Genomic DNA, 26,692 nt, shown 5'->3' with positions numbered 1-26,692 from the left:
GGGAAGGACGATCATGCTGCTGTACCTGCACGGATTCCGCTCTTCGCCCCAGTCGTTCAAGGCCCGCCTGGTGCAGGAGCGCATGCGCGAGTGGGGCGTGGGCCGCTACTACGCCTGCCCCACGCTCAATGTCTCGCCCGAAATGGCGATTGCCCAGGCGCAAGCCGCGATCCGCGCCGCGCAGGCCGGCGGCGACCAAGAGGTCGCCATCGTCGGCTCGTCGCTGGGCGGCTTCTATGCCCGCTGGCTGGGCGAGCGTCATGGCTGCAAGACCGTGCTGCTCAATCCGGCCATCCACCCCTGGACCGACCTGGAAACGTACCTGGGCGAACAGCCGCTGTGGCACGGCGGCGGCTCGGTCACGGTCGAGCGCCGCCACCTGCAGGAGCTGCTGGACCTGCGCGTGGACACCATCACCGATCCCGAACGTTATTACCTGATCGCCGCCACCGGCGACGAGGTGCTGGATTACCGTGAAATGGTCGCGGCCTGCCCAGGCGCGAACATCCGCGTGATCGAGGGCAGCGACCACGGCATCAGCGAATTTGCCGACTACGTCGACGATGTGCTCGCCTTCTGCGGCTATGGTCCCGGCGGCAAGGTGCCGGCCGGCGCAGGCCCGGCATGAGCGCGCAGTCCGCGCGCCGCTGCAGCTGGAGCCCGCACCTGGCCTTTGATGCAGCCATCACGCCAAACCTGCGGCGCTGGGTGACCGGTGACGACGGCTCACTGACGGCGCGCCTGGTGGCAGCGTCGGAGCGCTTTCGCGTGGCGCGCCTGCTGCAGCGCCCGCAGCGCCCGCTGGCCGATGAGTGGCAGGTGCTGGACCAGCACGACCGCACCCCCGCGCTGACGCGCGAGGTGCTGCTGATCTGCGACGATATTCCCGCCGTGTTTGCCCATACCGTGGTGCGCTGCCGCCATGCGCGCCGCGACTGGCCGTTCCTGCGGGGGCTGGGCGAGCGCCCGCTGGGCGGTCGGCTGTTTGTCGATCCGGCGGTGGAACGCGAGCCGTTCCAGTTTGCGCGGCTGCTGCCGCACCATCCGCTGCGCCAGGCCTTGCAGCGCGTGCTGCCGGCCATGGCGCCACTGCCAATGCTGCCGGCGCGGCGCTCGGTGTTCCGGCGCGGCGGCGGCGTCATGCTCGTGACAGAAGTGTTCCTGCCGGACCTGCTGTCGCGGCCATCCCCGGGGACCGAGGCGATTCCGCATCCCAGGTATTTGCGGACCACAGACCGAAGCCCCTCCACACACACTACCGAAACCAAGAAAGAGACCACGAGATGAAACTGCAGGGTCGGGTTGCCATCATCACCGGTGCCGCCGCTGGCATCGGGTTTGCCACCGCGCAGCGCTTTGCCGCCGACGGCGCCATCGTTGTCCTGTGCGACGTGCAGGAAGGGCGCGTGCGCGAGGCCGCCGACAAGCTGGCCGCCACCGGCGCCACCGTGTCGGCCTACCGCGTCGACGTGACCCGGCGCGACGAAGTCGATGCCATGGTGGCCGCCGTGCTGGCCGCGCACGAGCGCGTCGACATCCTCGTCAACAACGCCGGCATCACCAAGGATGCACGCCTGGCCAAGATGACCGAGGCCCAGTTCGATGCCGTCATCGACGTCAACCTGAAGGGCGTCTTCAACTGCGCGCAGGCCGTGGCCGGCCTGATGACCGAGCAGGGCAAGGGCGTGATCCTGAACGCTTCCAGCGTGGTCGGCCTGTACGGCAACTTCGGCCAGACCAACTACGCCGCCAGCAAGTTCGGCGTGATCGGCTTCACCAAGACCTGGGCGCGCGAGCTGGGCCCCAAGGGCGTGCGCGTGAACGCGGTGTGCCCGGGCTTCGTCAATACCGAGATCCTGCAGACCGTGCCGGAAAAGGTGCTGGACGGCATGAAATCGTCCTGCTGGCTGCGCCGCCTGGCCGAGCCGGCCGAGATCGCCAGCGTCTACGCCTTCCTGGCCAGCGACGACGCCAGCTACGTCAACGGCGTGGCGATCGAGGCCAGCGGCGGCATGTCGCTCTGAACCGCGGCGCCACGGCGGGCCGGGCGCACGCATCTTGCCGGTGCACCGGCCTCCGCAGGCGCCGGAGCGGGGTGCGGTATCATTCCAGGTTTCAGGCCGTACCGATACGGCGCGGCCCGCGGTCAGCGATTTGCACCCCGCGCGCCGCACTCGCTTCCGTTCGCACGCGTTTGCGCCCGGTTGCACCATTTCTCCCACAGGACCCGCCCCGGCGCTGCCTCTTGGCGGCCAGACGCGGTTCCGCGCATTTCTGAAAGTACCGATCGATGCAGTTGCTGTTCGAAGAAGGCGGCGAGATCCGCGCCGGCACCGTGCTGAACCAGCAGGGCGAGGCTTACCAGGTGGAGCTGCCAGCCGGCAAGCGCACCAAGGTCAAGTCGCGCGACGTGCTGCTGCAGTTCGCGCAGCCGTCGGCAATCGAGCTGGTGCGCCAGACCGGCGACATGATGGCCGAGATCGACCTGGACTTCCTGTGGGAATGCGCGCCCGAGGCTGAATTCGGCTTTGCCGAGCTGGCCGCCGAGTACTACGGCGCCGAGCCCGGCCCGGTGCAGCAGGCGGCGCTGGCGATGGCGCTGCACGGCAACCCGGTGTACTTCCGCCGCAAGGGGCGCGGCCGCTACCAGCGCGCGCCCGAAGACCAGCTCAAGGCGGCGCTGGCGGCGCTCGAGCGCAAGCGCCAGCAGGCGCTGGTGCAGGCCGAGTATGAAGAACAGCTCAAGGCGCTGACGCTGCCGGAGACGTTCCGCAACAAGGTGCTGCAGCTGCTGTTCAAGCCGGACAAGAACAGCCTGGAATACAAGGCCATGGACGCCGCCTGCACCGCGCTGGGCATGACCCCGATGCGGCTGATGGTGGCCGCCGGTGGGGTCGCCAGCGCGCGCGCGCTGCATGAGGCCAAGTTCCTGGCGGAATGCTTCCCCAAGGGCACGGGCTTTCCGGATACCGACGTGCCCGAGCCGCCCGCCGACCTGCCGGTGGCCGACGTGGAGGCATTCTCCATCGACGACGTCACCACCACCGAGATCGACGATGCGCTGTCCGTGACGAAGCTGCCCGACGGCAAGCTGCGCATCGGCATCCATATCGCCGCCCCCGCGCTGGGCATCCGCCGCAGCGAACCACTCGATGCGGTCGCGCGCCAGCGGCTGTCCACGGTCTATTTCCCGGGCGACAAGATCACCATGCTGCCCGACGCCGTGGTGGAACGCTACACGCTGCAGGAAGGGCGCGTGTGCCCGGCGCTGTCGCTGTACGTGACGGTGGACCCGACCGTGTGGCTGATCACCGGCAGCGAGACCCGCGCCGAGATGGTGCCGATCGCCGCCAACCTGCGCCACAACCTGCTCGACGATGTCATCACCGAGGCTTCGCTTGCCGCGGGCACCGGCGACTACCCGTTCCGCGACGCACTGACGCAGCTGTGGCACTTTGCCGGCTACCTGTACGACGAGCGCCAGCAGGCGCGCCTGGCCAGCGGCCTGCGCCCCGAGACGCACAACCGCGCCGACTTCAATTTCTACCTGGACGACCAGGCCGACGGCAGCCAGCGCGTGCGCATCGAGCAGCGCAAGCGCGGCTCGCCGCTGGACAAGATCGTGGCCGAGCTGATGATCCTGGCCAACAGCACCTGGGGCAAGCTGCTGGCCGACAACGGCGTGCCGGGCATCTACCGCACGCAGAAGGCGTGGGGCATGCACCGCACCCGCATGCAGACCTACCCGGCGCCGCACGAGGGCCTGGGCGTGGCGCAGTACGCGTGGAGCACCTCGCCGCTGCGCCGCTATGTCGACCTGGTCAACCAGTGGCAGATCCTGGCGGTGGCCCAGCACGGCGTGACCGCCAAGCTGGTGGCGCCGTTCAAGCCCAAGGACGCCGACCTGCTGGCCGCGGTGGCAGACTTCGAAGGCACTTACGCCGCCTATGCCGACCACCAGGCGACCATGGAGCGCTACTGGTGCCTGCGCTGGCTCAAGCAGGAAAAGCGCGAGCGCATGGTGGCCTCGGTGCTCAAGGAAGGCGCGGTGCGCTTTACCGAGATCCCGCTGGTGACGCGCGTACCCGAACTGGTCCAGGCGCAGCGCGGCACGCAGGTGCTGCTGGAGATCGGCGAGACCGACGAGATCACGCTGGAAGTCTCCTGCCGGGTGCTGGAAATCTTCGCCGGTGAAGGCGAGGTGCCCGAGGAGGAGCTGGAAAGCGACGAAGAAGCCGCAGAGCTGTCCGCCGAAGCCGCTGCCGAGGCGGCCGCCGAGGACGCCGCCGAGCAGGCCGCCGGGGTCTCGGGCGAAACCACGGCTGGCGACGACAATGCCGGCGCGGCGTCGGGCGAGCGCGACACCGGCACCCCGGCGGCTGGCTGAAGCCTTCGGAAATCGGCGGCGCTCACTTACAATGCCTGTCTGATCCGGGGCCCGTGGCCCCGGTCTTGCCAGGCCGCCGCCGGCCCTTCAGCCACCCTCCATCCATCGTGAACGCCACTCTCGCCGCTCCCCGCCACTGGTGGCATGCCAGGTGGCACAACAGCAGTACGCTGGCCAAGGCGCTGGCCATTTCCGTGGCCGTGCACGTGCTGCTGCTGATGGTGCGGGTGGCCGCGCCCGAGGTGTTCGAGATCAAGCGCAGCGATGCCGCGCTGGACGTGGTGCTGGTCAATGCCAAGTCGGCGCAGAAGCCGCGCAACCCGACCGCGCTGGCGCAAGCCAACCTGGACGGCGGCGGCGACCATGACCTGCAGCGCGCCACCACGCCGCTGCCCGCGCAGACCCAGACGCAGGAAGGCGACCTGGTGCGCCAGGTGCAGCGCCGCGTCGAGCAGCTGGAACAGGAGCAGCAACGCCTGCTGACCCAGTCGCGCGAGGCCGCGCCGTCGGTGCGCAACCAGCCGCTCAAGCCCGGCGAGAAGCGCCAGGACAACCCGCAGCGCGGCCAGGACGAGCGCACCTCGACCGACGAGATGGCCAGGCTGGAGGCCGAGATCGGCCGCAACCTGGACCACTACGCCAAGCGGCCCAAGCGCTTCCAGCTGACCGCCACCAGCGCCCAGGCGGTCGACTACGCGCAGTACTACGACCGGCTGCGCCACAAGATCGAGGCGCGCGGCACCACGGACTTCCCGCAACGCAACGGCAAGCCGCTGTACGGCCAGCTGATCCTGGTGATCAACGTCAACCGGCTGGGCAAGCTCGGCTACAACCGCGACGGCTACAACGTCGATGCCATCGACGTGGTCAAGAGCTCGGGCGATCCCGCGCTGGACCGCCAGGCCGTGGCGATCGTGCGCGCGGCCGCGCCGTTCGGCCCCTTTACCGCCGAGATGGCGTCGCGCCAGGACATCCTCGAAGTCATTTCCACTTTCAAGTTTTCGCGCAGCGGGCTGGAAACCCGCTTGCAGGCACGCTGATGACATCCACTGATTCTTCCCAAGCCACTTCCGACCGCTACGTGGTGATCGGCAACCCGGTCGCGCACAGCCGTTCGCCGGCGATCCACGCCGCCTTTGCGCGCCAGACCGGCGAAGCGGTGCAATACGACCGCCTGGAGGCGCCGCTGGACGGGTTTGCCGACACCGTGCGCCAGTTCTTTGCCGAGGGCGGCTACGGTTGCAACGTGACGGTGCCGTTCAAGCTGGAGGCCTATGACCTGGCCGACCGCCTGACCGAGCGCGCCGAGGCCGCCGGCGCGGTCAACACGCTGTGGATCGAAGAGGGCATGATCCATGGCGACAACACCGACGGCATCGGCCTGGTGCGCGATATCCAGGACAACCTCGACACGCTGATCGAAGGCAAGCGCGTGCTGCTGCTGGGCGCCGGCGGCGCGGCCATGGGCGCGATGCTGCCGCTGATCGAATGCCGGCCGTCGCGCATCGTGGTGGCCAACCGCACCGCGTCGCGCGCCAGCGACATGCTGGAAGAATTTGTCGAAGCCGCCGACCAGTACGGCGTGGAGCTGTGGGGCGGCGGGCTCGATGCGCTCGACGGGCTGTCCGAGGACGAAGCCGTCGACGTGGTGATCAATGCCTCGTCCAGCAGCCTGCATGGCGAAGTGCCGCCGGTGCCCGAGTTCCTGCTGGGCGAAGGCGTGCTGGCCTACGACATGATGTACGGCGCCGAGCCCACCGTGTTCCTGCAGTTCGCCGCCCGCTGCGGCGCGCGCGTGAGCGACGGCCTGGGCATGCTGGTCGAGCAGGCCGCCGAGGCCTTCTATATCTGGCGTGGCGTGCGGCCCCGCACCGCGCCCGTGCTGGCCGAGCTGCGCGCCGCGCTGCAGGCCGAACGCAAGGGCTGACCGGGGCGCCGCCAGCCGTGGCCAACCGCAACCGCACGGCCAGCGCCGCGCCGGCCCGTGCCGTGTTCAGCCCGGTGCGCTGGCTGGGCTACCTGCTCGGCTGCGTGGCGGCGGGCGTGGTGGCGATGCAGCTGTACTTCTTCGTGCAGATCGCCTCGTGGCAGTACATCAACCCGACCACCACCACCTTCATGCGCGCCGAGCGCTGGCGCCTGTGCGGCATCAATGTCTGGAACTGCGGCCTCGACCGGCAATGGGTGCCTTACGACCGTATCTCGCGCAATCTGAAACGCGCGGTGATCGCCAGCGAGGACGCCGACTTCGTCAACCACCCCGGCTATGAACTGGATGCCATGCTCGATGCGTGGGAGCGCAACAAGAAGCGCGGGCGCATCGTGCGCGGCGGTTCCACCATCACGCAGCAGCTGGCCAAAAACCTGTTCCTGTCGTCCGAGCAGCACTACCTGCGCAAGGGCCAGGAACTGGCCATCACGTGGATGCTCGAGTTCTGGCTGGACAAGCAGCGCATCTACGAGATCTACCTGAATTCGGTGGAGTGGGGCGAGGGCGTGTTCGGCGCGCAGGCCGCGGCGCAGCACTACTTCCGCACCGGCGCCGACAAGCTCAGCGTGGGCCAGTCCGCGCGCCTGGCCGCGGCGCTGCCTGCGCCCAAGTGCTTCGACAAGAAGGAGTACTGCGCCAACGTGCGCGTGAACTTCCGCGCCAAGGCGGGCATCATCGCGCGGCGGATGGGGGCAGCCACGCTGCCCGACTGAGCCCCGCGGGGCTCAGCTCAGCCAGCCCTTCCTGCGGAAATACACCAGCGGAATCGCCGCCGACACCGCCATCAGCGCAATCGCCCACGGATAGCCCGCGGCCCAGTCCAGCTCCGGCATGAACTTGAAGTTCATGCCGTAGATGCTGGCGATCAGCGTGGGCGGCATCAGCGCCACCGACACCACCGAGAACAGTTTGATGATCTTGTTCTGGTTGATGTTGATGAAACCGACGGTCGCGTCCATCAGGAAGTTGATCTTGTCGAACAGGAACGCGGTGTGGTTCTCGATCGAGTCGATGTCGCGCAGGATCTGGCGCGCCTCGTCCTGCTGCTCGGCCGACAGCAGCTGGCTGCGCATCAGGAAGGACACCGCGCGGCGCGTGTCCATCACGTTGCGGCGGATGCGGCCGTTCAAGTCTTCCTCGCGGGCGATGGTTTCCAGCACGTCGGCGGCGGCGGCATCGGTCACGTTCTCGGCCAGCACGCGGCGGCTCGCTTCTTCGAGCCGCTCGTAGATTTCCTCGATCGAGTCGGCGGAATACTCTGCGTCGGTCGCGTACAGGTCCATCAGCACGTCCTTGGCATTGCGCACCGAGCCCGGGCGCATGCGCGCGCGCAACCGCACCAGCCGGAACACCGGCAGGTCTTCGTCGTGGATGGAGAACAGCACGTCGCGCGTCAGCACAAAGGCTACGCGCACGTTGCGCGATAAGGCCTCTTCCTCGTCCAGCAGGAAGTCGGTGCGGATATGGATATTCTCGTCCTCGCCCTCGAAATATCGCGCGGACGCTTCCAGGTCGCCCAGGTCTTCCAGTTCGGGAAGGGCGACGCCATAGGCTTCCTTGATCCAGTTCAGTTCTTCGTCGTCGGGATTGACGACATCGATCCAGATCGGCTTGTGCTGCAGCAGCTCATTGCGCTCGTCGACCTGCTCCTGGGCAAGCCGGCCTTTCTGCAGGACGAACAGGTTGATCATCCCCGGGATTCCTTATTGCTGATTGCGACGAAAAACAAAGACAAGCGCGAAGACAAGCGCAGGCGGCTCGCCGCATTCCCAGGTAGTCCGTCATGCCCTGCATGGCCTGGCGAGACGCCGGAACGCGCTCTGCCAGGGCCGGGCCACGGGCAAGCGTGATCGCGCTGTACCGCGGCTGCCGGGCGCAACGGACTCGGCGGGCGGAACAAGGCGATGGCGTTTGCCTGGGTTGGCTGGCTAGCCGGGAGAGGGAAGATCCGCAACGATGCGGCGCGCCTAGATGGCGCCGCCGGTGGCACGGAAAGACACTCGCCCGCAGTTCTGCTGCGGGCGAGGCCGACGAGGCGCGGAGCCGGGTGCTCCGGGCGGGTCGTCGTTACGCAGCCCGCAGTGACATGGCATTCGCAGAGGTCGCAGCGCTGCTGCGGCAACTCGAACACCCGATGCTACTGCCCACGTAATTTCTCCGGGATTGTGATGGCCGCGAGTGTAGCCCAACGGAGGGTGGCTTGTTAAGTGAAATCTCCGCGCAGGCGGCCCGCTGTTGCCCTCTCACGACCCGGGGCGCGCCCACCCCGGGATCAGCCTAGCACGCCCTGCAGCCGGCGCCACAGCAGCGGCGCCAGCATCACCGAGGACAGCGCCAGGAACATCAGCACGATCGCCGCGTAATCCTGCCAGTGCGGCTGCTCGCCCAGCATCCACATGCCCGAGAACACGCCGATCACCGGGATGAACATGATCGACAGGCTCGACACCACCGGCGGCAGGCTGCGCGCCAGCCCGAACCAGACCAGGTGGCAGAAGGCGAAGACCACCACCGCGTTGTAGGCGATGGCGCCCCATTCGACGGCCGTGGGCATGCGCCAGCCGTCTTCCAGCAGCAGCGAGCCGGCCGCCAGGAAGGGCAGGGTCACGGCCAGCATCCAGAACGTCATGGCGCCGATGGGCACGTCGGTCTGGGTGCGCTTCATCAGCTGGGTGCCGAAGCCCCAGCCGGCCGCGGCCAGCAGCATCAGCAGCGTGCCGGCCGGGCTGCCGGTCAGCGCGGCGATCTCGCCGGAAAGCAGCAGCACCGTGCCGGCCAGCGCGCAGCCGATGCCCAGCCAGGCCCAGGCGCCTATGCGTTCGCGGAAGAACACCAGCCCCCAGACCACCGCCCAGATCGGCATGGTGTAGCCCAGGATGGCGGCGCGGCCCGAGGACAGCATCTTGACCGCGCAGATGGCAAACAGGTGCCAGATCACCATGTTGGGAATGGCCAGGCGGACCACCGTGCCCCATTGGCGCCGCGGCACGGCCAGCGAATCGCCGCGCAACCGCAGCGCCAGCCCCAGTGCTACCAGCCCGCCCGCCATGCACAGCAGGCGGAAGCCCATCGCCGGAAAGTGCGCTACGCCTACCTTCATGATGGGCCAGTTGAGGCCCCAGGCAAGGGTGAGCACGACAAGCAGGAAGATACCGCGGCGATCGAGAGACATGACGGCACGCGGCTGTGCGTCATGCCGCGCTTTGTTTTGAGAGGAAGCGCAAAACGATAGCACGCAGCGGGTAAAATTGCCGGAAGCGACATATGCTGCAGGGGTGAGAGGTTTTCACGCCGCTGCGGCCAACCGCGCCGGCCGGGCCAATGGGGCGCCGGCGCCACCAGGATATTCCGAGTACCCATGACTTTCACCGAGCAGCTTGCTGCCGCCTGGCAGCGCAATGATTCCCTCCTGTGCGTCGGGCTCGACCCTGACCCGCAGAAGCTGCCGCTGTCCCTGACCGGGGCGGGCGGCGCCATCTTTTCGTTCTGCCGCGAGATCGTTGACGCCACCGCCGACCTGGTCTGTGCCTTCAAGCCGCAGATTGCGTACTTCCACTCGCAGCGCGCCGAAGACCAGCTCGAGCAGCTGATCCACTATATCCACGACGCCCACCCCGGCATCCCGGTGATCCTGGACGCCAAGCGCGGCGACATCGGCTCGACCGCCGAGCACTACGCGCTGGAGGCCTTCGAGCGCTACCACGCCGACGCGGTCACGGTCAGCCCGTACATGGGCTTCGATTCGATGCAGCCGTACCTGGCCTACCCGGACCGCGGCGTGATCGTGCTGTGCCGCACCTCCAACCCGGGCGGCTCGGACGTGCAGTTCCTGCAGGTCGACGGCAAGCCGCTGTACCAGCTGGTGGCCGAGGCCGCGCGCGAGCGCTGGAACACCACCGGCCAGATGGGCCTGGTGGTCGGCGCGACCTTCCCCAACGAGATCGCGCGGGTGCGCCAGATCGTCGGCGACATGCCGCTGCTGATCCCGGGCATCGGCGCCCAGGGTGGCGACATCGAGGCCACGGTCAAGGCGGGGCGCACCGCGGACGGCACCGGCATGATGATCAACTCGTCGCGCGCCATCCTTTACGCCAGCCGCGAGAAGGATTTTTCGGCGGCGGCTCGCAATGTCGCGCTGCAGACGCGCGAGACCATCAATCGCTACCGCCACGGCTGAGGCCGGGCACAGACAAAAAAACCGCGCCGGAGACGGCGCGATTTTTTATTGGGCGGAGGTTGCCGGCCGCCGGCTTCAGGCCTCGTTTCGGATCAGCTCCAGCAGCCCCCGCATGGCATGCTCGGCCGCCTGCCGGCGGATCTGGCCGCGGTCGCCGCGAAAGCGCTGGGTTTCGGTATGCGTGGTAATGCGGTTGCTCCAGCCAAAGCAGACCATGCCCACCGGCTTTTCCGGGGTGCCGCCGTTGGGGCCGGCCACGCCGGTGATGGACAGCGCCACCTGGGCACGGCTGTTCAGCAGCGCGCCTTCGGCCATGGCGCGCGCCACTTCCTCGCTGACCGCGCCGTGGTCGCGGATCAGCTTGGCGGGCACGCCCAGCATGGTGGACTTGGCCTCATTGGAATAGGTGACGAAGCCGCGCTCGAACCAGCCGGACGAGCCGGATACATCGGTAATGGCGGCAGCCACCAGCCCGCCGGTGCAGGATTCGGCAGTGGCCAGCATCAGGGATTTGTCGGCAAGGGCGACGCCGGCCTGGATGGCGAGCTGGTCGAGCAGGCGGCTGACGGACATGGTCGATACGGGGTAGTTTTGGGGGAATCAGCTTGAAATGGCTGGCGATGCGTGGCTCAGAACGAGCGCCACAGCGCAAACACCAGCAGCGTGTAGAAGGCCGCGAAGATGTCGTCGAACATCACGCCAAAGCCGCCGCGCAGGCCCGGGCCCTTGAGCGTGCGGTCATAGTGGCCGATCGGCGCCGGCTTGGCGATATCGAACAGCCGGAACCACAGGAAGGCGGCAAACTGCCCCCAGAAGCCGGTCGGCATGACAAAGGCCAGCACCAGCCAGAAGGCGACGATCTCGTCCCAGACCATGCTGCCATGGTCGTGCACGCCCATGTCGCGCGCCGTGCGCGCGCACGCCCACAGGCCGACCAGGAAGCCGCCGGCGATGATCCACAGCCAGGTGGTGGGCGCGATCCACAACGAAATCACCACGAACGACAGCCAGCCGTAGAGCGTGCCGACCGTGCCCGGCCCAACGGGCGACAGGCCCGAGCCGAAGCCGAAGGCGATCAGGTGGGCTGGATGGGCCAGCATGAAGCGCGCGCTCGGGCGCGTGACCTTGACGGTCTGGCCGGCTTCCAGGGTCAGGGCGGGGTCGCGCGGCGCGGCCCCGGGAGGGAAGGTGGACATCAAAGTTGGCTCGTGTGATGCAGTTACTGCTTATGGTTATGGCCGGCTTGCACTGCCATGCCTGCGGGACTCCTGTGCCCGCGCAGCGTGCCGATGCCGGCATCATGACATGCCTGTGACCCGGTGTCAGGGGGCAGCGAAATGGTCGAAGCTGGCGCCTTCGTACCGGGTGGGGTTGCCGGCACCGTCGACCAGCCGCAGGCCGGGCTCGGGCGTGATCGCGCCGACACGTGTGAGCGGCAGCGCCAGGCGTTCGCTGATCGCCGCAATGGCGTCGCGGTTGCCGGCGGGCGCGGTGAAGCACAACTCGTAGTCGTCGCCGCCGGCCAGCACGCACTCACGCTGGATGGCATCGGGCTGGCTGGCCAGCACTGCCGAGCGCGGCAGCGCATCGACGTCGACCAGCGCGCCGACTTGCGAGCGTTCCAGGATATGGCCCAGGTCGCCGACCAGGCCGTCGGAGATGTCGAGTGCGGCATGCGCCACGCCGCGCAGGGCCATGCCCAGTGCCACGCGCGGCGTGGGCGTGTCCATGCGCGGGCGGACCTGGCTGAACTCGGGCTCTGGCAGCAGCCATTCGCCGCGGCAGTCGCCCAGCGCCAGGCGGGCGTCGCCAAGCGTGCCGGAAATCCAGATATCGTCGCCGGGCCGGGCGGCGTCGCGGCGCAGCGCGGCGCGCTGCGGCACGTCGCCGAACACCGTCAGCGAGAGCGTCAGCGGGCCGCGCGTGGTGTCGCCGCCGACCAGCTCGCAGCCATGGGCGTCGGCCAGCGCCAGCATGCCGTCGGCGAGTTCGGCCAGCCAGGCGGGGTCGGCCTCGGGCAGGGCCAGCGCCAGTGTGAACGCGCGCGGCTCGGCGCCCATGGCGGCCAGGTCGGACAGGTTCACGGCCAGCGCCTTGTGGCCGAGTGCGCGCGGCGCCACGTCCGGGAAGAAATGCCGGCCGCTGACCAGCATGTCGGTGCTGATGGCGAGGTGATGGCCGGGGCGGCCCTCGATCAGCGCGCAGTCATCGCCCACGCCGAGCGCGGCCTTGCGCACCGGCCGCGTGAAATAGCGGCGGATCAGGTCGAACTCGGAAAGCTGGGCTGGCTGGGCGTGGGACATCGTCGTTGGGAAGATCCGCCCCGCCGGGTGGACGGGATCGTAAGGGCTGCGCGTCGCGCGAAGAGGATTGGCGATCCGGGGCAATCCCGCGGCGCCCGCGCAGCGCGTCAGGATGGGGTGCGCCCGGCATTTCAGCAAGATACTGCCGCGCACGACAGCCATGACCGCCACGCGGTGCGCCACTTCTGCGGGCAGGCGCTACGCTTGCTGGCATTGCCCCGGAGGATGGGGCATATTGTACCGAATCGCAAAGGTGCCCCAAGCAAAACGCTTATTGTGAAATAGTATTTCACTATATAAAATGTTGGGTTCCAAAGGAAGAGGAGGGCGGGCACGTGGAGCCGGTCCGCCGATCGTCCCCCGCCTCGTCAATGACGGCTCCACCGATTGGAAGATGCGCCGATGACCAGCCCTCAGCAGTCCCCGTCCCAAGACGATCTGAAACAGCAGCAGCGTGAGGCGCTGCGCAAAGCGGCGCTCGAGTACCACGAGTTTCCCACCCCCGGCAAGATCTCGGTCACGCCGACCAAGCCGCTGTCGAACCAGCGCGACCTGGCCCTGGCCTATTCGCCGGGCGTGGCCGCCGCTTGTGAAGAGATCGTTTCCGATCCGGCCAACTCCTTCCGCTACACCGCCCGCGGCAACCTGGTCGCGGTGATCACCAACGGCACCGCCGTGCTGGGCCTGGGCGACATTGGCGCCGCGGCTTCCAAGCCGGTGATGGAAGGCAAGGCTGGCCTGTTCAAGAAGTTTGCCGGTATCGACGTGTTCGATATCGAAGTCGACGAGAAGGACCCGGAGAAGCTGGTCCAGATCATCGCCGCGCTGGAGCCCACCTTCGGCGGCATCAACCTGGAAGACATCAAGGCACCGGAGTGCTTCTACGTCGAGCGCAAGCTGCGCGAGAAGATGAAGATCCCCGTCTTCCACGATGACCAGCACGGCACCGCCATCGTGGTGTCCGCGGCCATCATCAACGGCCTGAAGGTGGTCGGCAAGGACATCAAGAATGTCAAGCTGGTGGCCTCGGGCGCCGGCGCGGCCGCGCTGGCCTGCCTGGACCTGCTGGTCGATATCGGCCTGCCGATCGAGAACATCTGGGTGACGGACCTGGCCGGCGTGGTCTACGAAGGCCGTACCGAGCTGATGGACCCGGAAAAGGCGCGCTTCTGCCAGAAGACCGACAAGCGCAAGCTGGCCGAAGTGATCGACGGCGCCGACATCTTCCTGGGCCTGTCCGCCGCGGGCGTGCTCAAGCAGGACATGGTCCAGCGCATGGCCGACAAGCCGCTGGTGCTGGCCCTGGCCAATCCGAACCCGGAAATCGCGCCGGAGCTGGTCAAGGAAGTGCGCCCGGACGCCGTGATGGCCACCGGCCGTACCGACTACCCGAATCAGGTCAATAACGTCCTGTGCTTCCCGTTCATCTTCCGCGGGGCGCTGGACTGCGGCGCCACCACCATCACGCGTGAGATGGAAATCGCCGCGGCCAATGCGCTGGCCGAGCTGGCACGCCAGGAGCAGAGCGACATCGTCGCCACCGCCTATGGCATCCAGGACCTGTCGTTCGGCCCCGAGTACCTGATTCCGAAGCCGTTCGACCCGCGCCTGATCGTCAAGGTGGCCCCGGCCGTGGCCGAGGCCGCGATGAAGTCCGGCGTGGCCGCCCGTCCGATCGAGGACATGGACGCCTACCGCCTGCAGCTGCAGCAGTTCGTGTACCACTCGGGCACGCTGATGAAGCCGATCTACGCCGCCGCGCGCAAGGTCGAGATGGAGAAGAAGCGCATCGTCTTCGCCGAAGGCGAGCAAGAGCGCGTGCTGCGCGCGGTGCAGGTGATCGTCGACGAAAAGCTGGCCAACCCGATCCTGATCGGCCGCCCGGCCGTGCTGCAGCACCGCATCGAGCGCTTCGGCCTGCGCCTGCGCGCCGGCGTGGACTTCACCGTGGTCAACCCCGAGCACGACGAGCGCTTCCGCGATTATTCCGACGCCTACTACCGCATGATGGCGCGCGAGGGCATCACGCCCGAGTACGCCAAGCTGGAGATGCGCCGCCGCACCACGCTGATCGGCGCCATGCTGGTGAACAAGGGCGAGGCCGACGGCATGATCTGCGGCACCGTCAGCAACACCGCGGCGCACCTGCGCTATATCGACCAGGTGCTGGGCGGCACCAACAAGGTCTACGCGGCGATGAATGGCCTGGTGCTGCCGGGCCGCCAGATCTTCCTGGTGGATACGCACGTCAACGTCGACCCGACCGCCGAAGAACTGGCCCAGATCACGCTGATGGCCGCCGAGGAACTGAAGCGCTTCGGCATCGAGCCCAAGATCGCGCTGCTGTCGCATTCGAACTTCGGTTCGTCCGAAGCGCCTTCAGCCCGCAAGATGCGCGAAACCCTCGCCATCCTGCGTGATCGCGCCCCGGACCTGGAGATCGACGGCGAAATGCACGGCGACAGCGCGCTCGACCAGAAGCTGCGCGACCAGCTGGTGCCGGACGGCGCGCTCAAGGGCGAAGCCAACCTGCTGGTGTGCCCGAACATCGACGCGGCCAATATCTCGTACAACCTGCTCAAGGTTGCCGCGGGCAACAACGTTGCGATCGGGCCGATCCTGCTGGGCGTGAAGGCGCCGGTGCACATCCTGACGCCGTCGGCAACCGTGCGCCGCATCGTCAACATGACTTCGCTGGTCGTGGTGGACGCCGCTGCCAAGCGCTAAGCCGCCTGGTATCGCAATGTTGCATGGCCGGTAGCAGGCCAATGTGACGAAAAGCCGGGTTCGCCCGGCTTTTTTTGCATCCATATGTGCACGGTTAGTATGCGCACACATACGCTTAACATATTGAAACAATTGAAGAATTACCGGTGCTGCCGGGCCGGGATTGCTTAATTGCGTGCATGCGCGTAACCTTACGCCTTTGATACAGGCGCTCGCCATGAGCGCCCCGGTACGGCCGGCATCCATCGCGCTCCTCTACGGGTGGCGCAGGGCGCTGGCCAGGGTGGCCCGGACAGATAGATCGTCTACCCAACCAGCGGCAGGCTCGATTTCCGGTTCAACCAAGACAAGCAACGTGGGTTTCCAAGTTTCTCTGATGCGGCACGCAACGCGCATGCTGGCCCGGTCCATGACCGGCGCGGCGCTGGTGCTGGCCCTGGCGCAGCCGACATTGGCGCGGCAGGTGCAGACCGAAGGGATGGGAACCATTGCAGTGCAGCAGTTGCCCAACGATGCACGGCAGACCCTGGAGCGCATCGAAGCCGGCGGCCCGTTTCTGTATGACAAGGACGGATCGAGATTCGGCAACTACGAGCGCATCCTGCCGCAACGTGAACGCGGGTATTACCGCGAATACACGGTCAAGAGCGCCAGGAGCCGGAACCGGGGAGCCAAGCGGATCGTCTGCGGCGGGGAACAACGCGCTGCCAACGATTGTTACTACACGGAAGATCACTACAACAGCTTCAAACGGATACTCAAATGATGACTGACATTTTCGGATTGGGCGACGCCCTTGCCGCCCGCGAAGAGCGCGGCGCCGGAGATGGCTGGCAGCGGGCTCAGCAGCAGGCCCAGAACCTATACGACAACGTGCTGATGATGCCGAGCCAAGAGCTCATGCAAAAACTCCCGCCCGCGACCGGGCACGTGGCCATGCCCGCCGGTCCCGGTTGGAATGACGGCACCAGCGAGGGGGCCATGAACCTGTTCAAGACGGTGCGTCCGAACATCGTCCAGTCGATCCGCGCCTTCCGCGTGCCTGAGCTGGCCCAGGCGGCCGCCGATCTCGGGCAGCATTTCCTCTATGCCAATTGCGCCCTTTGCGCGAGCAAGGCGGAGATCCTGGAAACCATCGCCACGTCGTTCACCTTCCCGAAGCACTTCGGCAAGAACTTCGACGCGCTGGCTGACTGCCTGACCGACATGATCTTCAAGGCCGGCCCGCAGCCGGGCTTTGTGATCGTGCTGGAAGGCCTGCCGATTGCGCAGAAGTTCGACAAGGAAGGGCGCGAGGTGCTGCTCGACGTATTCCGCGACGCCGCCGAATTCTGGGGCGAACGCAAGGTGCAGTTCCGGGTGTTTTATTCGTTCGCCTGATTGCGCTGGCCTGGCCGTTCCACGGTATAGCAAGCAAAAAGCCCGCATCAGCGGGCTTTTTGCTTTCTGGCGAGGTGCTGGTCTTATTCCTGCGCCGGCAGATGCCCATGCGGCGTGAGCCGGTCGATCAGTTCCGGCAGTCCTTCGCTCAGTTGCGCGGCCACGTCGTCCTGCGACATGCCGGTGGTCTGTGCCAGCGATTCGAGCGCGCCGGTGTCGCCCAGCGCGCCGCTCAGCGCGGACGGCGTGACCGGCTGGTTGGCGCCGCTGCCGATCCACGAGTTCACCTGTTCGCCCAGCCCGGCCTGCGCCAGGATCTGCTGCAGCGCGCCGATGCCGCCGGCGGCTGCACCCAGTGCCTGGCTGTTGGCCGGCGCGCCACCCTGGCCGCCAAGCAGGCCGCCGAGCAACGAGCCGAGATCCAGGCCGCCGGTGGCGCCGCCGGGCGCCGCGCCGGCACCGCCGCCGCCGAGCATGCCGCCCAGCAGCCCGCCAAGGCTGCCCAGGCCACCAGTCCATCATCGGCCGCCGGCGCATCGCCCGCGCCGCCGCCTGCTTGCCCGCGGCCGCGCATGGCCAGCGTCGCCAGCAAGCCGAGCGCCATCATCAGCTTGGGGTCGAGCCCGCCGCCGGTACCGCCAGCCTCGCCGCGCGCGCCGCCGAGTTGTCCGAGCACGCCGCCCAGCACGCTATCGAGTAGTCCCATGGTCGACTCCTTTCAGTCAGGGTTGCAAGGTTGACGCGATGACCGGGTGGCCGCCGCCGTCAGAATCCGCCAAGCAAGGCATTAAGGGTTGCCAGGCATGCCAGCCCGGCGGTTTCAGTACGCAGGATGCGGGGGCCGAGCGACACGCCGGTGAAACCCGCCTGCCTTGCCGCCTGCTCTTCCTCGGACGCCAGGCCGCCTTCGGGGCCGATCAGCAGCGTGACGCCGCCGGCCAGCAAGGCTTCGCGCTGTTCGGCGATGAACGCCGGCAGCGAGTGCGTGGCGCGCGGTGATACCAGCAGCCTGGCACCGCCAGCCGCAGACTGCGCCAGCCATGTCTCAAAGTTAGCGACCGGCGCAACCTCCGGCAAGCGATTGCGGCCGCATTGCTCGCAGGCGGCCTGCACCAGTGCCTGCCAGTGCGCCTGGCGCTTGTGCGCGCGCTCGCCCGACAGGCGCACCACCGAGCGACTGGCCTGCAGCGGCTGGATCGCCGTGACGCCCAGTTCGACCGCCTTTTCGATCAGCCAGTCCATCTTGTCGCCGCCGGCCAGGCCCTGCGCCAGCGTGACGCGCAAGGGCGGCTCGGCCTCGGCCGCGTCATGCGCGCCGATGCGCGCCAGCGCGTGGCGCTTGCCCAGCTCGACCAGCGTGGCCGCGTGGCTGCCGCCGCGGCCGTCGAACAGCGTCATGGCGTCGCCCGGCACCAGGCGCAGCACCTGCGCGTGGCGAACCACCGGCTCGGGCAGCGGGAAATCGGATTCGGCGGCCAGGACGGTGTCTGTGCCGCCGACGAAGAAGCGTGGTGCCATCAGCTTGCCTGGCCCGCTGCCTGGTCCAGCGGCTTGCCGAAGCCCCAGCGGTAGCCGTCGGGATCTTCGACCATGCAATAGCGGTCGCCCCAGAACTGGTCGGCCGGCGCCATCAGGCTGATCGCGCCGGCGTCGACCGCGCGCTGGTGCATGGCGTCGACATCGTCGCAATAGACATAGAAGGTCTGCGGGCACTCGACGCCCAGCGAGCGCGGCGTGCGCGCGGTGCTGCCCCAGGCGCCCTCGGGCGCGAACATCACCACAAGCTGGCCCTGGTAGTGCATCTCGGCATGGGTCGGCACGCCGTTTTCGTCGACCACGTTGCCGGCGGTGAAGCCGAAGGCGCGGCTGTAGAAGTCCAGTGCGGCGCGCCCGTTGGCGACGGTCAGGTAGGGGGTGAGCCAGGGGGTGTTGGCCGGTCTGGTCATGATCGTCTCCTGAGTGCGGGAAACCCGGCGCGGCTGGCGTGCCGCGCGGTGCGAGAGTGCATCTTACGCGTGCCGCGCTACGCTGTCGAAGTGCGGCGCAGCGGTCGGCCGGGCTGGTTGGGGTGAAGCATCAGGCATGTCCGTGGCCGGATAGTTCCGATGACCGGGGGCGGGGGGCCGCATTGGGCTTCCGGTGATCGCCCTCGCTGCGCCGCAGGCGCTGTCCGGGAGTCCGGAAAACCCCCTAGCTTCTGCTAAAATTGCGGTTTTCCTGCCGTCAGGCTCACGCCCGAATCCGCCAGAATGTCCGCCCTTGCCCATCCCGCCACAAGTCCTTTTGCTTCCCAGCCCGCCAAGCTGATGGCCGACGCCATTCGCGTGCTTGCCATGGACGCCGTCCAGCAGGCCAATTCCGGCCACCCCGGTGCGCCGATGGGCATGGCAGACATCGCCGTGGCGCTGTGGGGCCGGCACCTGAAGCACAACCCGAGCAACCCCCAGTGGGCCGACCGTGACCGCTTCGTGCTGTCCAACGGCCATGGCTCGATGCTGATCTATGCGCTGCTGCACCTGACCGGCTACGACCTGCCGGTCGAAGAGCTGAAGAATTTCCGCCAGCTGCACAGCAAGACCGCCGGCCACCCGGAATACGGCATCACCCCGGGCGTGGAAACCACCACTGGCCCGCTCGGCCAGGGCATCACCAACGCTGTCGGCATGGCGCTGGCCGAACGCCTGCTGGGTGAAGAATTCAACCGCCCCGGCTTCGACATCGTCAACCACCACACCTATGTCTTCCTCGGCGACGGCTGCCTGATGGAAGGCATCTCGCACGAAGCCAGCTCGCTGGCCGGCACGCTAAAGCTTAATAAGCTCATTGCGCTGTGGGATGACAATGGCATCTCGATCGACGGCGACGTGGTGCACTGGTTCAACGACGATACCCCGAAGCGTTTCGAAGCCTATGGCTGGAACGTGATCCGCGGCATCGATGGCCACGACGTGGTCGCGGTCGACAACGCCATCGCGCAGGCCAAGGCCAGCGACAAGCCGACCCTGATCTGCTGCCGCACCAAGATCGGCAAGGGCGCGCCCAACAAGGAAGGCGGCCACGACGTGCACGGCGCCCCGCTGGGCGGCGCCGAAGTGCTGGCCACGCGCGAGGCGCTGGGCTGGGCCCACTCCCCGTTCGAAGTGCCGGCCGAGGTCTACAACGCCTGGGACGCCAAGGCCAACGGCGAGGCGCTGGAGCGTGCCTGGACCGCGCTGTTCGACGCCTACGCCGAGCGCCACCCGTATGAGGCCGGCGAATTCCGCCGCCGCATGAAGGGCGAACTGCCGGGATCGTTCGACGCCGCCGTCGACGCCTTCATCGCCAAGTGCGAGGAAAAGGCCGAGACCATCGCCACCCGCAAGGCCAGCCAGAACACCATCGAGGCCTTCGGCCCGGTGCTGCCCGAATTCCTCGGCGGCTCGGCCGACCTGACCGGCTCGAACCTGACCAACTGGTCGGGCAGCCAGGCCGTGCGCGTGGATGCCTGGGGCAACCATATCAACTACGGCGTGCGCGAGTTCGGCATGAGCGCCATCATGAATGGCATCACGCTGCATGGTGGCTACATTCCCTACGGCGCCACCTTCCTGACCTTCTCGGACTACAGCCGCAACGCGCTGCGCATGGCGGCGCTGATGAAGATCCGTTCGCTGTTCGTGTTCACCCATGACTCGATCGGCCTGGGCGAAGACGGCCCGACCCACCAGTCGATCGAGCACGTCGCCAGCCTGCGCCTGATCCCGAACATGGACGTCTGGCGCACCGCCGACACCACCGAGACCGCCGTTGCCTGGGCCGAGTCGATCCGCCGCGAGAACGGCCCGAGCTGCCTGATCTTCAGCCGCCAGAACCTGCCGTTCCAGCGCCGCGACGAAGCCACCCGTGCCAATATCGCGCGCGGCGGCTACGTGCTGCGCGACAGCGTCAACCCCAAGACCAAGCGTCCGGACGCCGTGATCCTGGCCACCGGCTCCGAAGTGGGCCTGGCCGTCGGCGCCGCTGACGCACTGGCTACCGAAGGCGTGCATGTGCGCGTGGTCTCGGTGCCGGCCACCACCGTGTTCGACAAGCAGGACAGCGCCTACAAGGCCAGCGTGCTGCCGGCCGGCGTGCCGCGCGTGGCGGTCGAGGCGGGCGTGACGGACTTCTGGTGGAAGTACCAGGTCCAGGCGGTGGTGGGCATCGACACCTTCGGTGAGTCGGCCCCGGCCGGCGTGCTGTTCAAGCATTTCGGCTTTACCGTCGACAACGTGGTCCGCACGGTGAAGGACACCCTTATCTAAGCATCCGGGCGCTGGAGCCGCGTGGTGCACCGCGCGGCAGCAGCGGCGCCCACCGGTTTCAATCGATCCTCAGGAGAGACAGTCATGACCATCAAGATCGGCATCAACGGCTTCGGCCGCATCGGACGCATGGTGTTCCGCGCCGCAGTCGCCAACTTCAAGGACATCGAAGTCGTTGGCATCAACGACCTGCTGGAGCCCGACTACCTGGCGTACATGCTGAAGTACGACTCGGTGCATGGCCGCTTCGACGGCGAAGTGTCGGTCGACGGCAACACCCTGGTCGTCAACGGCAAGAAGATCCGCCTGACCGCGGTCAAGGATCCGGCCGAACTGAAGTGGGGCGAGATCGGCGCTGACGTGGTGGTCGAGTCGACCGGCATCTTCCTGACCAAGGAAGGCGCGCAGAAGCACCTCGACGCGGGCGCCAAGAAGGTGATCATGTCGGCCCCGTCCAAGGACGACACCCCGATGTTCGTGTACGGCGTGAACCACGAGTCGTACAAGGGCGAGGCGATCATCTCCAACGCCAGCTGCACCACCAACTGCCTGGCACCGGTGGCCAAGGTGCTGAACGACAAGTGGGGCATCAAGCGCGGCCTGATGACCACCGTGCACGCTGCCACCGCCACCCAGAAGACCGTTGACGGCCCGTCCAACAAGGACTGGCGCGGCGGCCGCGGCATCCTGGAAAACATCATCCCGTCGTCGACCGGCGCTGCCAAGGCCGTGGGCGTGGTGATTCCGCAGCTGAACAAGAAGCTGACCGGCATGTCGTTCCGCGTGCCGACCTCGGACGTGTCCGTGGTCGACCTGACCGTCGAGCTGGAAAAGTCGGCGACGTACGAAGAAATCTGCGCCGAGATGAAGGCCCAGAGCCAGGGTGCGCTCAAGGGCGTGCTGGGCTACACCGAAGACAAGGTCGTCGCCACCGACTTCCGCGGCGATGCCCGCACCTCGATCTTCGACGCCGAAGCCGGCATCGCGCTGGACGGCACCTTCATCAAGGTCGTGAGCTGGTACGACAACGAGTGGGGCTACTCGAACAAGGTGCTGGAAATGGTCCGCGTCGCAGCCAAGTAAGCCGGCAGCTTCCGCAGTCAAGAAAAACGCGCCTTCGGGCGCGTTTTTCATTTTCGGGCGCAGTGATATTCAGCCAGCCGGGCGGGGCGCCAGCGGGCGCGCGTCGACTGCGTCGCCGTCCACCAGGAAATGGCCGCCAGCCACATGGTGGATAGTGCGCAGCGCATCATGGCCGTCGAAATGCCAGCGCCCGTTGCTGAACACGCGCGCGTCCGCGTGCGCGGCTACGACTTCGCCAAGAAACAGGTCGTAGTTCTGCTGCGTGGCCGGCTCCGGCAGCAGCCGGCATTCCAGCCAGGCCGCGCAGCCCTCCAGCAGCGGCGCGCCGACCGCCGTGCCGGCAAAGGTGCCCAGGCCGTAGGCGTCGAACTTGTCGGTGCCTTCCTGCTCCATCAGCGCCAGGCCGGAACTGGAGCCCAGCACCTCGGTCAGGTCGACCTGGCTGACGGTGGGGACCTGCAGCACGAACTCGCCGCTGTCTTCCAGCAGGCGCCGGGTCCAGGTGCTCTTGTCCAGCACCACGGCCACCTTGGGCGGGGAAAAATCCAGCGGCATGGCCCAGGCGGCGGCCATGATATTGCGCTTGCCGCCGGCGGCGGCGCTGACCAGCACGGTGGGGCCGTGGTTCAGCAAGCGGTAGGCTTGCGGGAGTGGTACGGGGAGGCGGAAATGTTCAGGCATGATGGCCGATGAGCCGTCGGAAAAGAATGATAAAAATGGAAACGGCGGACCCACTATACGCCGATGCACTGGCGGATGCTGCGGCGCGGGAAATGTCCACAAGTGCGGTCATTAGTGGAAAAAACGCGCAATTTTTCAGAATTATGTCGTAGACAGCCATTTCAGAAATGCCGAATTTGCTTTCCGAGCTTGTTTTTTCCTCTTACACTATTAAGACGCCGTTGAAATCTGATGTGCAGCCAGTGCAAGTGGTGGGGCCATCTAGCTAAGAATAATCTGACCGAGGCCTGATCATGGTGAACGTAGACACGAAGCTTTTAGTGATCTTCACCGAACTACTGAGCAAGCGAAACGCCACTTATGTCGCGGAAAAGATGCATATGACCGCTCCGGCCGTATCGCACTCGCTGGGCAGGCTGCGTGAAATCTTTGACGATCCCCTCTTCATCCGCGTCCCGCATGGCCTGACGCCAACGCCGCGTGCGCTGGAACTGGGCCCGAAGATCCGCGACATGCTGGATTTATGGTCGTCGATCAACGAGGGCGATGCCGACAATTTCGATCCGGCTATCGCTACCGGCACGCTGAGCATCGGCTTTGCCGCCGAGCTGGGCGACACGGTATTCAACCGTTTTGTGCTGCGCATCAAGCAGCTGGCGCCGGACCTGCATATCAAGCTGGTCGAATCCCATTCGTGGGAAACGGACGTCGCCTCGATGCGCGCCAACGAACTTGACCTGGCCTTTTCCCCGTTCCCGACCCGCCACCCGGAAATCGTCGAGGAGATGGTGACGTCGCTGAACCTGTGGGTTTGCGCGCGCAAGAGCCATCCGGTGCTCAAGAACCACTGCTCGCTGGAGCAATACCTGGATTGCGGCCATATCTTCATGGCGCATTCCGGCGGCGCCGGCCGCCCGGCGCCGTCGCTGATCCCGCTCGACTACGCGCTGCAGCAGCGCGGGCTCAAGCGCAATGCGACGCTGACGGTACATTCATGGCGTGCCCAGGCCGAACTGGCCTCGCAGACCGACATGATCTTCACCGTCAATGCGCTGACCAAGGACATGGCCTGCGAGACCTATGGCCTGAAGGCCTTCCCGCTGCCGGCGGAACTGAACACCACACTCGGCCTGAACATGTTCTGGCACCGCAGCCGCAACACCCATCCGATGCTGGTGTGGGCGCGCAGCCTGTTCCGCCAGGTGGTGGGCGAGTTCGTCGGCCTGCCGCCGGCACGCCCGGCACGGGTGGTTACCGAACAGGACCTGCAAGACCTGCAGGCGCCCTGAGCAGCATCCTGCGGCGAGCAGCCCAAACAAAAAACCGGCGCCAGGCGCCGGTTTTTTGTTGCCCGTCTGCGCTCCGCTGCGGAGCGTGCAGGCTTATCGTTTGGGTCTGTGGGGACAGTCTGTTTTGGTGCAATTGCCGTACAGCGACAGTGCATGTTCCTGCAGCGTAAAGCCGCGCTCGCGCGCGATGCTTTGCTGGCGGTGCTCGATTTCAGAGTCGAAGAACTCCTCGACGCGGCCGCAGTCGAGGCACACCAGGTGGTCATGGTGCTTGCCTTCGTTGAGTTCGAAAATCGCCTTGCCGGATTCAAAGTTGTTGCGCGAGAGCAGGCCTGCCTGCTCGAACTGGGTCAGCACGCGGTAGACGGTGGCCAGGCCGATATCCATATGCTCGTTCAGCAGGATACGGTAGACGTCTTCCGCGCTCAGGTGCCGCTGTTCACTGGTCTGAAAAATTTCAAGAATCTTCAGCCTGGGCACGGTCGCCTTCAGGCCGATGTTCTTGAGGTCCGCCGGACTCGGCATGTGGGTGACTCCCTAGAGTACAATGACTGGATAGTTGAATCATAAGGGTTTTGGCAGCAAAAGTCGCTCGCGGTAGTGATGCCCCAAGTCGGCATCACGCGCCCGGCACAGTTGCCGTCCCATGTGGTTGTCGCGGCAGGCGCAACAGGCGTGTGTGGTGCAATCGGCGCATTTTGCGCCGTTTTTGTGCCCGCCTTGCGGTACCTTGCCGCCGTACTTTTCTTTCCCTCCCGGAAGCGAGATACATGCGTTATATCCGTTCGTCCGCCATGCGCCCGACGCTGGTTGTCTCCCTGCTGGCCGCGGCCCTGCTGGCCGGCGCCTGCTCAGCCTACGATTCCACCTCGCGCAAGGTAGCCAACGCCATTACGCCGTACCGGATCAACATCGTGCAGGGCAATTTCGTCTCGCGCGAGGCCGTATCGCAACTGCGCGAAGGCATGACGCGCGACCAGGTCAAGTTCCTGCTCGGCACGCCGCTGCTGAATGACGTGTTCCACGCCGACCGCTGGGACTACGTGTTCTCGTTCCGCCGCGGCAGTACCCCGGTGGTGCAGCAGCGCCGCTATACGGTGTATTTTGAAGGCGACCGGCTGGTCAAGTTCAGCGGCGATGAACTGCCGTCCGAGTATGAGCTGATTGCCGAGATCGACGGCATGAAAAAGGCGCTGAAGGACCAGACGCCGGGCAAGATCTCCACCGGCGCGGCAGCCACCGCGGCCGCCCCGGCCGAATCGCAGACCACGGTGGAGAACTTTGTGCCGCGGCAGGCGCAGCAGCCGGAAGCGGCACCCGCCGCTGCGGCATCGCCGGCCGCTCCCACCGAGGCAGCGGTGCCGGCCGAGGCCCCCAAACCGGCCGCCAACTGATCCGCCGCATGGCGCGCCGGCGGCGGCGCGCCACCAGTTTTCCGGGCCGGTCGAGCATGGCCGGCTCGATCACTTTCCGCGCATTGCGCATATTCCGTTGAGCCAGACACCATGAACATCGCCATTGCAGGCGCATCGGGCCGCATGGGCCGCATGCTGATCGAACACGTGCTGAACACCGAGGGCGTGAGCCTGGCGGGCGCGCTGGACGTGCCGGGCTCGCCGGCGCTGGGCCAGGATGCCGGCCTGCTGCTGGGCCGCCAGACCGGCGTGGCGATCAGTGCCGATGTGGAAGCGGTGCTGGCCGGCGCGGACTGCCTGATCGACTTCACCCGCCCCGAAGGCACGCTGGCCCACGTGGCCGCGGCGAAGAAACTGGGCGTGAAGATGGTGATCGGCACCACCGGCTTCGACGAGGCCGGCAAGGCCGCGCTGGCCGAGGCCGCCGGGTCGATCGGCATCGTCTTTGCCGCCAACTTCAGCGTCGGCGTCAACGCCACCTTCAAGCTGCTGGAAGTGGCCGCCAGGCTACTGTCGACCGGCTATGACATCGAAGTGATCGAGGCGCACCACCGCTTCAAGGTCGATGCCCCCTCGGGCACCGCGCTGAAGATGGGTGAAGTGATTGCCGATGCGCTTGGCCGTGACCTCAAGACCTGCGCAGTCTATGCCCGCGAAGGCCACACAGGCGAGCGCGATCCCAACTCGATCGGTTTTGCCACCGTGCGCGGCGGCGATATCGTCGGCGACCACACCGTGATGTTCGCAGGCATCGGCGAGCGGATCGAGATCAGCCACAAGTCGTCCAGCCGCCAGTCGTATGCCGACGGTGCCGTGCGCGCCGCCCGTTTCCTGGCCGACAAGCCCAACGGCCTGTTCGACATGCAGGACGTGCTTGGCCTGAGCCTGAAGTAAGGCGCCGCGGGGCGCGCAGGGCCGAAACTGGCCTGCCGCCACGGTTATAATCGTCTTCTTTCGCATTGCACGCCCGGCGGGCG

The 26,692-nt window shown here is 66.9% G+C and carries 25 protein-coding genes and 1 pseudogene; 16 read left to right on the top strand and 10 right to left on the bottom strand.

All coding sequences use genetic code 11. From position 1 onward, the window contains the following. Positions 1 to 13 precede the first annotated feature (13 nt). The 7 genes from RS901_RS03160 to mtgA all read left to right on the top strand — a co-directional run bounded on the left by RS901_RS03160 (position 14) and on the right by mtgA (position 7,090). The gene (locus RS901_RS03160) at positions 14 to 628 is read left to right on the top strand and encodes a YqiA/YcfP family alpha/beta fold hydrolase (RefSeq protein WP_316151480.1); all 615 of its coding nucleotides are present in this window, start codon (positions 14 to 16) and stop codon (positions 626 to 628) included. Then, on the top strand, positions 625 to 1,287 hold the full coding sequence (locus tag RS901_RS03155) for a chorismate--pyruvate lyase family protein (RefSeq protein ID WP_316151479.1): 663 nt from the start codon (positions 625 to 627) through the stop codon (positions 1,285 to 1,287). The genes RS901_RS03160 and RS901_RS03155 overlap by 4 nt, the downstream gene beginning before the upstream one ends. Next, positions 1,284 to 2,024: a 3-oxoacyl-ACP reductase FabG gene (fabG, locus tag RS901_RS03150; RefSeq protein WP_316151478.1), complete on the top strand. Its 741-nt coding sequence runs from the start codon at positions 1,284 to 1,286 to the stop codon at positions 2,022 to 2,024. The genes RS901_RS03155 and fabG overlap by 4 nt, the downstream gene beginning before the upstream one ends. Positions 2,025 to 2,290: 266 nt before the next feature. Continuing rightward, positions 2,291 to 4,387 (top strand): ribonuclease catalytic domain-containing protein, encoded by a 2,097-nt coding sequence (locus tag RS901_RS03145; RefSeq protein ID WP_316151477.1) that lies wholly within the window; start codon positions 2,291 to 2,293, stop codon positions 4,385 to 4,387. Positions 4,388 to 4,494: 107 nt separating this feature from the next. Beyond that, positions 4,495 to 5,427: an energy transducer TonB gene (locus RS901_RS03140; RefSeq protein ID WP_316151476.1), complete on the top strand. Its 933-nt coding sequence runs from the start codon at positions 4,495 to 4,497 to the stop codon at positions 5,425 to 5,427. Then, the gene (gene aroE, locus RS901_RS03135) at positions 5,427 to 6,314 is read left to right on the top strand and encodes a shikimate dehydrogenase (RefSeq protein ID WP_316151475.1); all 888 of its coding nucleotides are present in this window, start codon (positions 5,427 to 5,429) and stop codon (positions 6,312 to 6,314) included. Before RS901_RS03140 ends, aroE begins: the two co-directional genes overlap by 1 nt. Positions 6,315 to 6,388: 74 nt before the next feature. Continuing rightward, positions 6,389 to 7,090, top strand: coding sequence for a monofunctional biosynthetic peptidoglycan transglycosylase (gene mtgA / locus RS901_RS03130; protein ID WP_041228464.1), 702 nt, complete (start codon positions 6,389 to 6,391; stop codon positions 7,088 to 7,090). A 12-nt stretch (positions 7,091 to 7,102) separates the two neighbouring features. Here the strand turns inward: mtgA and corA are convergent, their stop codons facing one another. Further along, positions 7,103 to 8,068 (bottom strand): magnesium/cobalt transporter CorA, encoded by a 966-nt coding sequence (corA, locus tag RS901_RS03125; RefSeq protein ID WP_013957984.1) that lies wholly within the window; start codon positions 8,066 to 8,068, stop codon positions 7,103 to 7,105. Between the two features lie 581 nt (positions 8,069 to 8,649). Then, the gene (locus tag RS901_RS03120) at positions 8,650 to 9,549 is read right to left on the bottom strand and encodes a DMT family transporter (protein WP_316151474.1); all 900 of its coding nucleotides are present in this window, start codon (positions 9,547 to 9,549) and stop codon (positions 8,650 to 8,652) included. A gap of 186 nt (positions 9,550 to 9,735) precedes the next feature. On the opposite strand from RS901_RS03120, the gene pyrF reads away from it, so the two are divergent. Next, on the top strand, positions 9,736 to 10,554 hold the full coding sequence (gene pyrF, locus RS901_RS03115; protein WP_316151473.1) for an orotidine-5'-phosphate decarboxylase: 819 nt from the start codon (positions 9,736 to 9,738) through the stop codon (positions 10,552 to 10,554). Positions 10,555 to 10,629: 75 nt separating this feature from the next. Here pyrF and RS901_RS03110 read toward each other — a convergent pair whose 3' ends face one another. The 3 genes from RS901_RS03110 to thiL form a co-directional block, all read right to left on the bottom strand. Then, on the bottom strand, positions 10,630 to 11,127 hold the full coding sequence (locus RS901_RS03110; RefSeq protein WP_010813199.1) for a CinA family protein: 498 nt from the start codon (positions 11,125 to 11,127) through the stop codon (positions 10,630 to 10,632). A gap of 56 nt (positions 11,128 to 11,183) precedes the next feature. Continuing rightward, on the bottom strand, positions 11,184 to 11,750 hold the full coding sequence (locus tag RS901_RS03105) for a phosphatidylglycerophosphatase A family protein (RefSeq protein WP_013957980.1): 567 nt from the start codon (positions 11,748 to 11,750) through the stop codon (positions 11,184 to 11,186). Between the two features lie 126 nt (positions 11,751 to 11,876). Next, the gene (gene thiL / locus RS901_RS03100) at positions 11,877 to 12,857 is read right to left on the bottom strand and encodes a thiamine-phosphate kinase (RefSeq protein ID WP_316151472.1); all 981 of its coding nucleotides are present in this window, start codon (positions 12,855 to 12,857) and stop codon (positions 11,877 to 11,879) included. Positions 12,858 to 13,259: 402 nt separating this feature from the next. Between thiL and RS901_RS03095 the strand changes: the two genes are divergently transcribed. From RS901_RS03095 to RS901_RS03085, 3 genes are all read left to right on the top strand, one after another. After that, positions 13,260 to 15,584: an NADP-dependent malic enzyme gene (locus tag RS901_RS03095; RefSeq protein ID WP_316151471.1), complete on the top strand. Its 2,325-nt coding sequence runs from the start codon at positions 13,260 to 13,262 to the stop codon at positions 15,582 to 15,584. 394 nt (positions 15,585 to 15,978) lie between these two features. Beyond that, positions 15,979 to 16,350 (top strand): ribonuclease domain-containing protein, encoded by a 372-nt coding sequence (locus RS901_RS03090; RefSeq protein WP_011616017.1) that lies wholly within the window; start codon positions 15,979 to 15,981, stop codon positions 16,348 to 16,350. Next, on the top strand, positions 16,347 to 16,964 hold the full coding sequence (locus RS901_RS03085) for a barstar family protein (protein ID WP_316151470.1): 618 nt from the start codon (positions 16,347 to 16,349) through the stop codon (positions 16,962 to 16,964). The genes RS901_RS03090 and RS901_RS03085 overlap by 4 nt, the downstream gene beginning before the upstream one ends. Positions 16,965 to 17,047: 83 nt before the next feature. Here RS901_RS03085 and RS901_RS03080 read toward each other — a convergent pair. The 3 genes and pseudogenes from RS901_RS03080 to RS901_RS03070 form a co-directional block, all read right to left on the bottom strand. Beyond that, positions 17,048 to 17,670, bottom strand: a pseudogene (locus tag RS901_RS03080) (YidB family protein). 59 nt (positions 17,671 to 17,729) lie between these two features. Next, positions 17,730 to 18,482, bottom strand: a complete 753-nt coding sequence (locus RS901_RS03075) for a 16S rRNA (uracil(1498)-N(3))-methyltransferase (protein WP_316151469.1) — start codon at positions 18,480 to 18,482, stop codon at positions 17,730 to 17,732. Then, complete coding sequence (locus tag RS901_RS03070; protein ID WP_316151468.1) at positions 18,482 to 18,910, bottom strand: VOC family protein; 429 nt, start codon at positions 18,908 to 18,910, stop codon at positions 18,482 to 18,484. Before RS901_RS03070 ends, RS901_RS03075 begins: the two co-directional genes overlap by 1 nt. Before the next feature lie 303 nt (positions 18,911 to 19,213). On the opposite strand from RS901_RS03070, the gene tkt reads away from it, so the two are divergent. Together tkt and gap are read left to right on the top strand one after the other, a co-directional pair. Continuing rightward, on the top strand, positions 19,214 to 21,247 hold the full coding sequence (gene tkt, locus RS901_RS03065; RefSeq protein ID WP_316151467.1) for a transketolase: 2,034 nt from the start codon (positions 19,214 to 19,216) through the stop codon (positions 21,245 to 21,247). A gap of 84 nt (positions 21,248 to 21,331) precedes the next feature. Next, positions 21,332 to 22,330, top strand: coding sequence for a type I glyceraldehyde-3-phosphate dehydrogenase (gene gap, locus RS901_RS03060; protein WP_010813209.1), 999 nt, complete (start codon positions 21,332 to 21,334; stop codon positions 22,328 to 22,330). Between the two features lie 69 nt (positions 22,331 to 22,399). On the opposite strand, the gene RS901_RS03055 is transcribed toward gap, so the two are convergent. Further along, positions 22,400 to 23,011: a flavin reductase family protein gene (locus RS901_RS03055; protein ID WP_316151466.1), complete on the bottom strand. Its 612-nt coding sequence runs from the start codon at positions 23,009 to 23,011 to the stop codon at positions 22,400 to 22,402. Between the two features lie 293 nt (positions 23,012 to 23,304). Between RS901_RS03055 and RS901_RS03050 the strand changes: the two genes are divergently transcribed. Next, a complete protein-coding gene (locus tag RS901_RS03050; RefSeq protein ID WP_013957970.1) occupies positions 23,305 to 24,300 on the top strand; it encodes a LysR family transcriptional regulator in 996 nt (331 codons plus the stop codon). Positions 24,301 to 24,393: 93 nt separating this feature from the next. Here RS901_RS03050 and fur read toward each other — a convergent pair whose 3' ends face one another. Beyond that, complete coding sequence (gene fur / locus RS901_RS03045; protein WP_010813212.1) at positions 24,394 to 24,825, bottom strand: ferric iron uptake transcriptional regulator; 432 nt, start codon at positions 24,823 to 24,825, stop codon at positions 24,394 to 24,396. A gap of 245 nt (positions 24,826 to 25,070) precedes the next feature. On the opposite strand from fur, the gene RS901_RS03040 reads away from it, so the two are divergent. Then, positions 25,071 to 25,694, top strand: coding sequence for an outer membrane protein assembly factor BamE (locus tag RS901_RS03040; RefSeq protein ID WP_316151465.1), 624 nt, complete (start codon positions 25,071 to 25,073; stop codon positions 25,692 to 25,694). A 111-nt stretch (positions 25,695 to 25,805) separates the two neighbouring features. Beyond that, complete coding sequence (gene dapB, locus RS901_RS03035) at positions 25,806 to 26,609, top strand: 4-hydroxy-tetrahydrodipicolinate reductase (protein ID WP_316151464.1); 804 nt, start codon at positions 25,806 to 25,808, stop codon at positions 26,607 to 26,609. Positions 26,610 to 26,692: the final 83 nt, after the last annotated feature.

Origin of the sequence: Cupriavidus sp. BIC8F (assembly GCF_032465815.1) — a bacterium.
GTDB classification, from domain to species: domain Bacteria; phylum Pseudomonadota; class Gammaproteobacteria; order Burkholderiales; family Burkholderiaceae; genus Cupriavidus; species Cupriavidus necator.
This window is presented reverse-complemented; position numbering and strand designations above follow the sequence as displayed.

Coding starts and splice junctions, on each gene's coding strand:
- RS901_RS03160 (WP_316151480.1), top strand. CDS start 14: ATGCTGCTGTACCTGCACGGATTCCGCTCTTCGCCCCAGTCGTTCAAG.
- RS901_RS03155 (WP_316151479.1), top strand. CDS start 625: ATGAGCGCGCAGTCCGCGCGCCGCTGCAGCTGGAGCCCGCACCTGGCC.
- fabG (WP_316151478.1), top strand. CDS start 1,284: ATGAAACTGCAGGGTCGGGTTGCCATCATCACCGGTGCCGCCGCTGGC.
- RS901_RS03145 (WP_316151477.1), top strand. CDS start 2,291: ATGCAGTTGCTGTTCGAAGAAGGCGGCGAGATCCGCGCCGGCACCGTG.
- aroE (WP_316151475.1), top strand. CDS start 5,427: ATGACATCCACTGATTCTTCCCAAGCCACTTCCGACCGCTACGTGGTG.
- corA (WP_013957984.1), bottom strand. CDS start 8,068: ATGATCAACCTGTTCGTCCTGCAGAAAGGCCGGCTTGCCCAGGAGCAG.
- RS901_RS03120 (WP_316151474.1), bottom strand. CDS start 9,549: ATGTCTCTCGATCGCCGCGGTATCTTCCTGCTTGTCGTGCTCACCCTT.
- pyrF (WP_316151473.1), top strand. CDS start 9,736: ATGACTTTCACCGAGCAGCTTGCTGCCGCCTGGCAGCGCAATGATTCC.
- RS901_RS03110 (WP_010813199.1), bottom strand. CDS start 11,127: ATGTCCGTCAGCCGCCTGCTCGACCAGCTCGCCATCCAGGCCGGCGTC.
- RS901_RS03105 (WP_013957980.1), bottom strand. CDS start 11,750: ATGTCCACCTTCCCTCCCGGGGCCGCGCCGCGCGACCCCGCCCTGACC.
- thiL (WP_316151472.1), bottom strand. CDS start 12,857: ATGTCCCACGCCCAGCCAGCCCAGCTTTCCGAGTTCGACCTGATCCGC.
- RS901_RS03095 (WP_316151471.1), top strand. CDS start 13,260: ATGACCAGCCCTCAGCAGTCCCCGTCCCAAGACGATCTGAAACAGCAG.
- RS901_RS03090 (WP_011616017.1), top strand. CDS start 15,979: ATGCTGGCCCGGTCCATGACCGGCGCGGCGCTGGTGCTGGCCCTGGCG.
- RS901_RS03085 (WP_316151470.1), top strand. CDS start 16,347: ATGATGACTGACATTTTCGGATTGGGCGACGCCCTTGCCGCCCGCGAA.
- RS901_RS03075 (WP_316151469.1), bottom strand. CDS start 18,482: ATGGCACCACGCTTCTTCGTCGGCGGCACAGACACCGTCCTGGCCGCC.
- RS901_RS03070 (WP_316151468.1), bottom strand. CDS start 18,910: ATGACCAGACCGGCCAACACCCCCTGGCTCACCCCCTACCTGACCGTC.
- tkt (WP_316151467.1), top strand. CDS start 19,214: ATGTCCGCCCTTGCCCATCCCGCCACAAGTCCTTTTGCTTCCCAGCCC.
- gap (WP_010813209.1), top strand. CDS start 21,332: ATGACCATCAAGATCGGCATCAACGGCTTCGGCCGCATCGGACGCATG.
- RS901_RS03055 (WP_316151466.1), bottom strand. CDS start 23,011: ATGCCTGAACATTTCCGCCTCCCCGTACCACTCCCGCAAGCCTACCGC.
- RS901_RS03050 (WP_013957970.1), top strand. CDS start 23,305: ATGGTGAACGTAGACACGAAGCTTTTAGTGATCTTCACCGAACTACTG.
- fur (WP_010813212.1), bottom strand. CDS start 24,825: ATGCCGAGTCCGGCGGACCTCAAGAACATCGGCCTGAAGGCGACCGTG.
- RS901_RS03040 (WP_316151465.1), top strand. CDS start 25,071: ATGCGTTATATCCGTTCGTCCGCCATGCGCCCGACGCTGGTTGTCTCC.
- dapB (WP_316151464.1), top strand. CDS start 25,806: ATGAACATCGCCATTGCAGGCGCATCGGGCCGCATGGGCCGCATGCTG.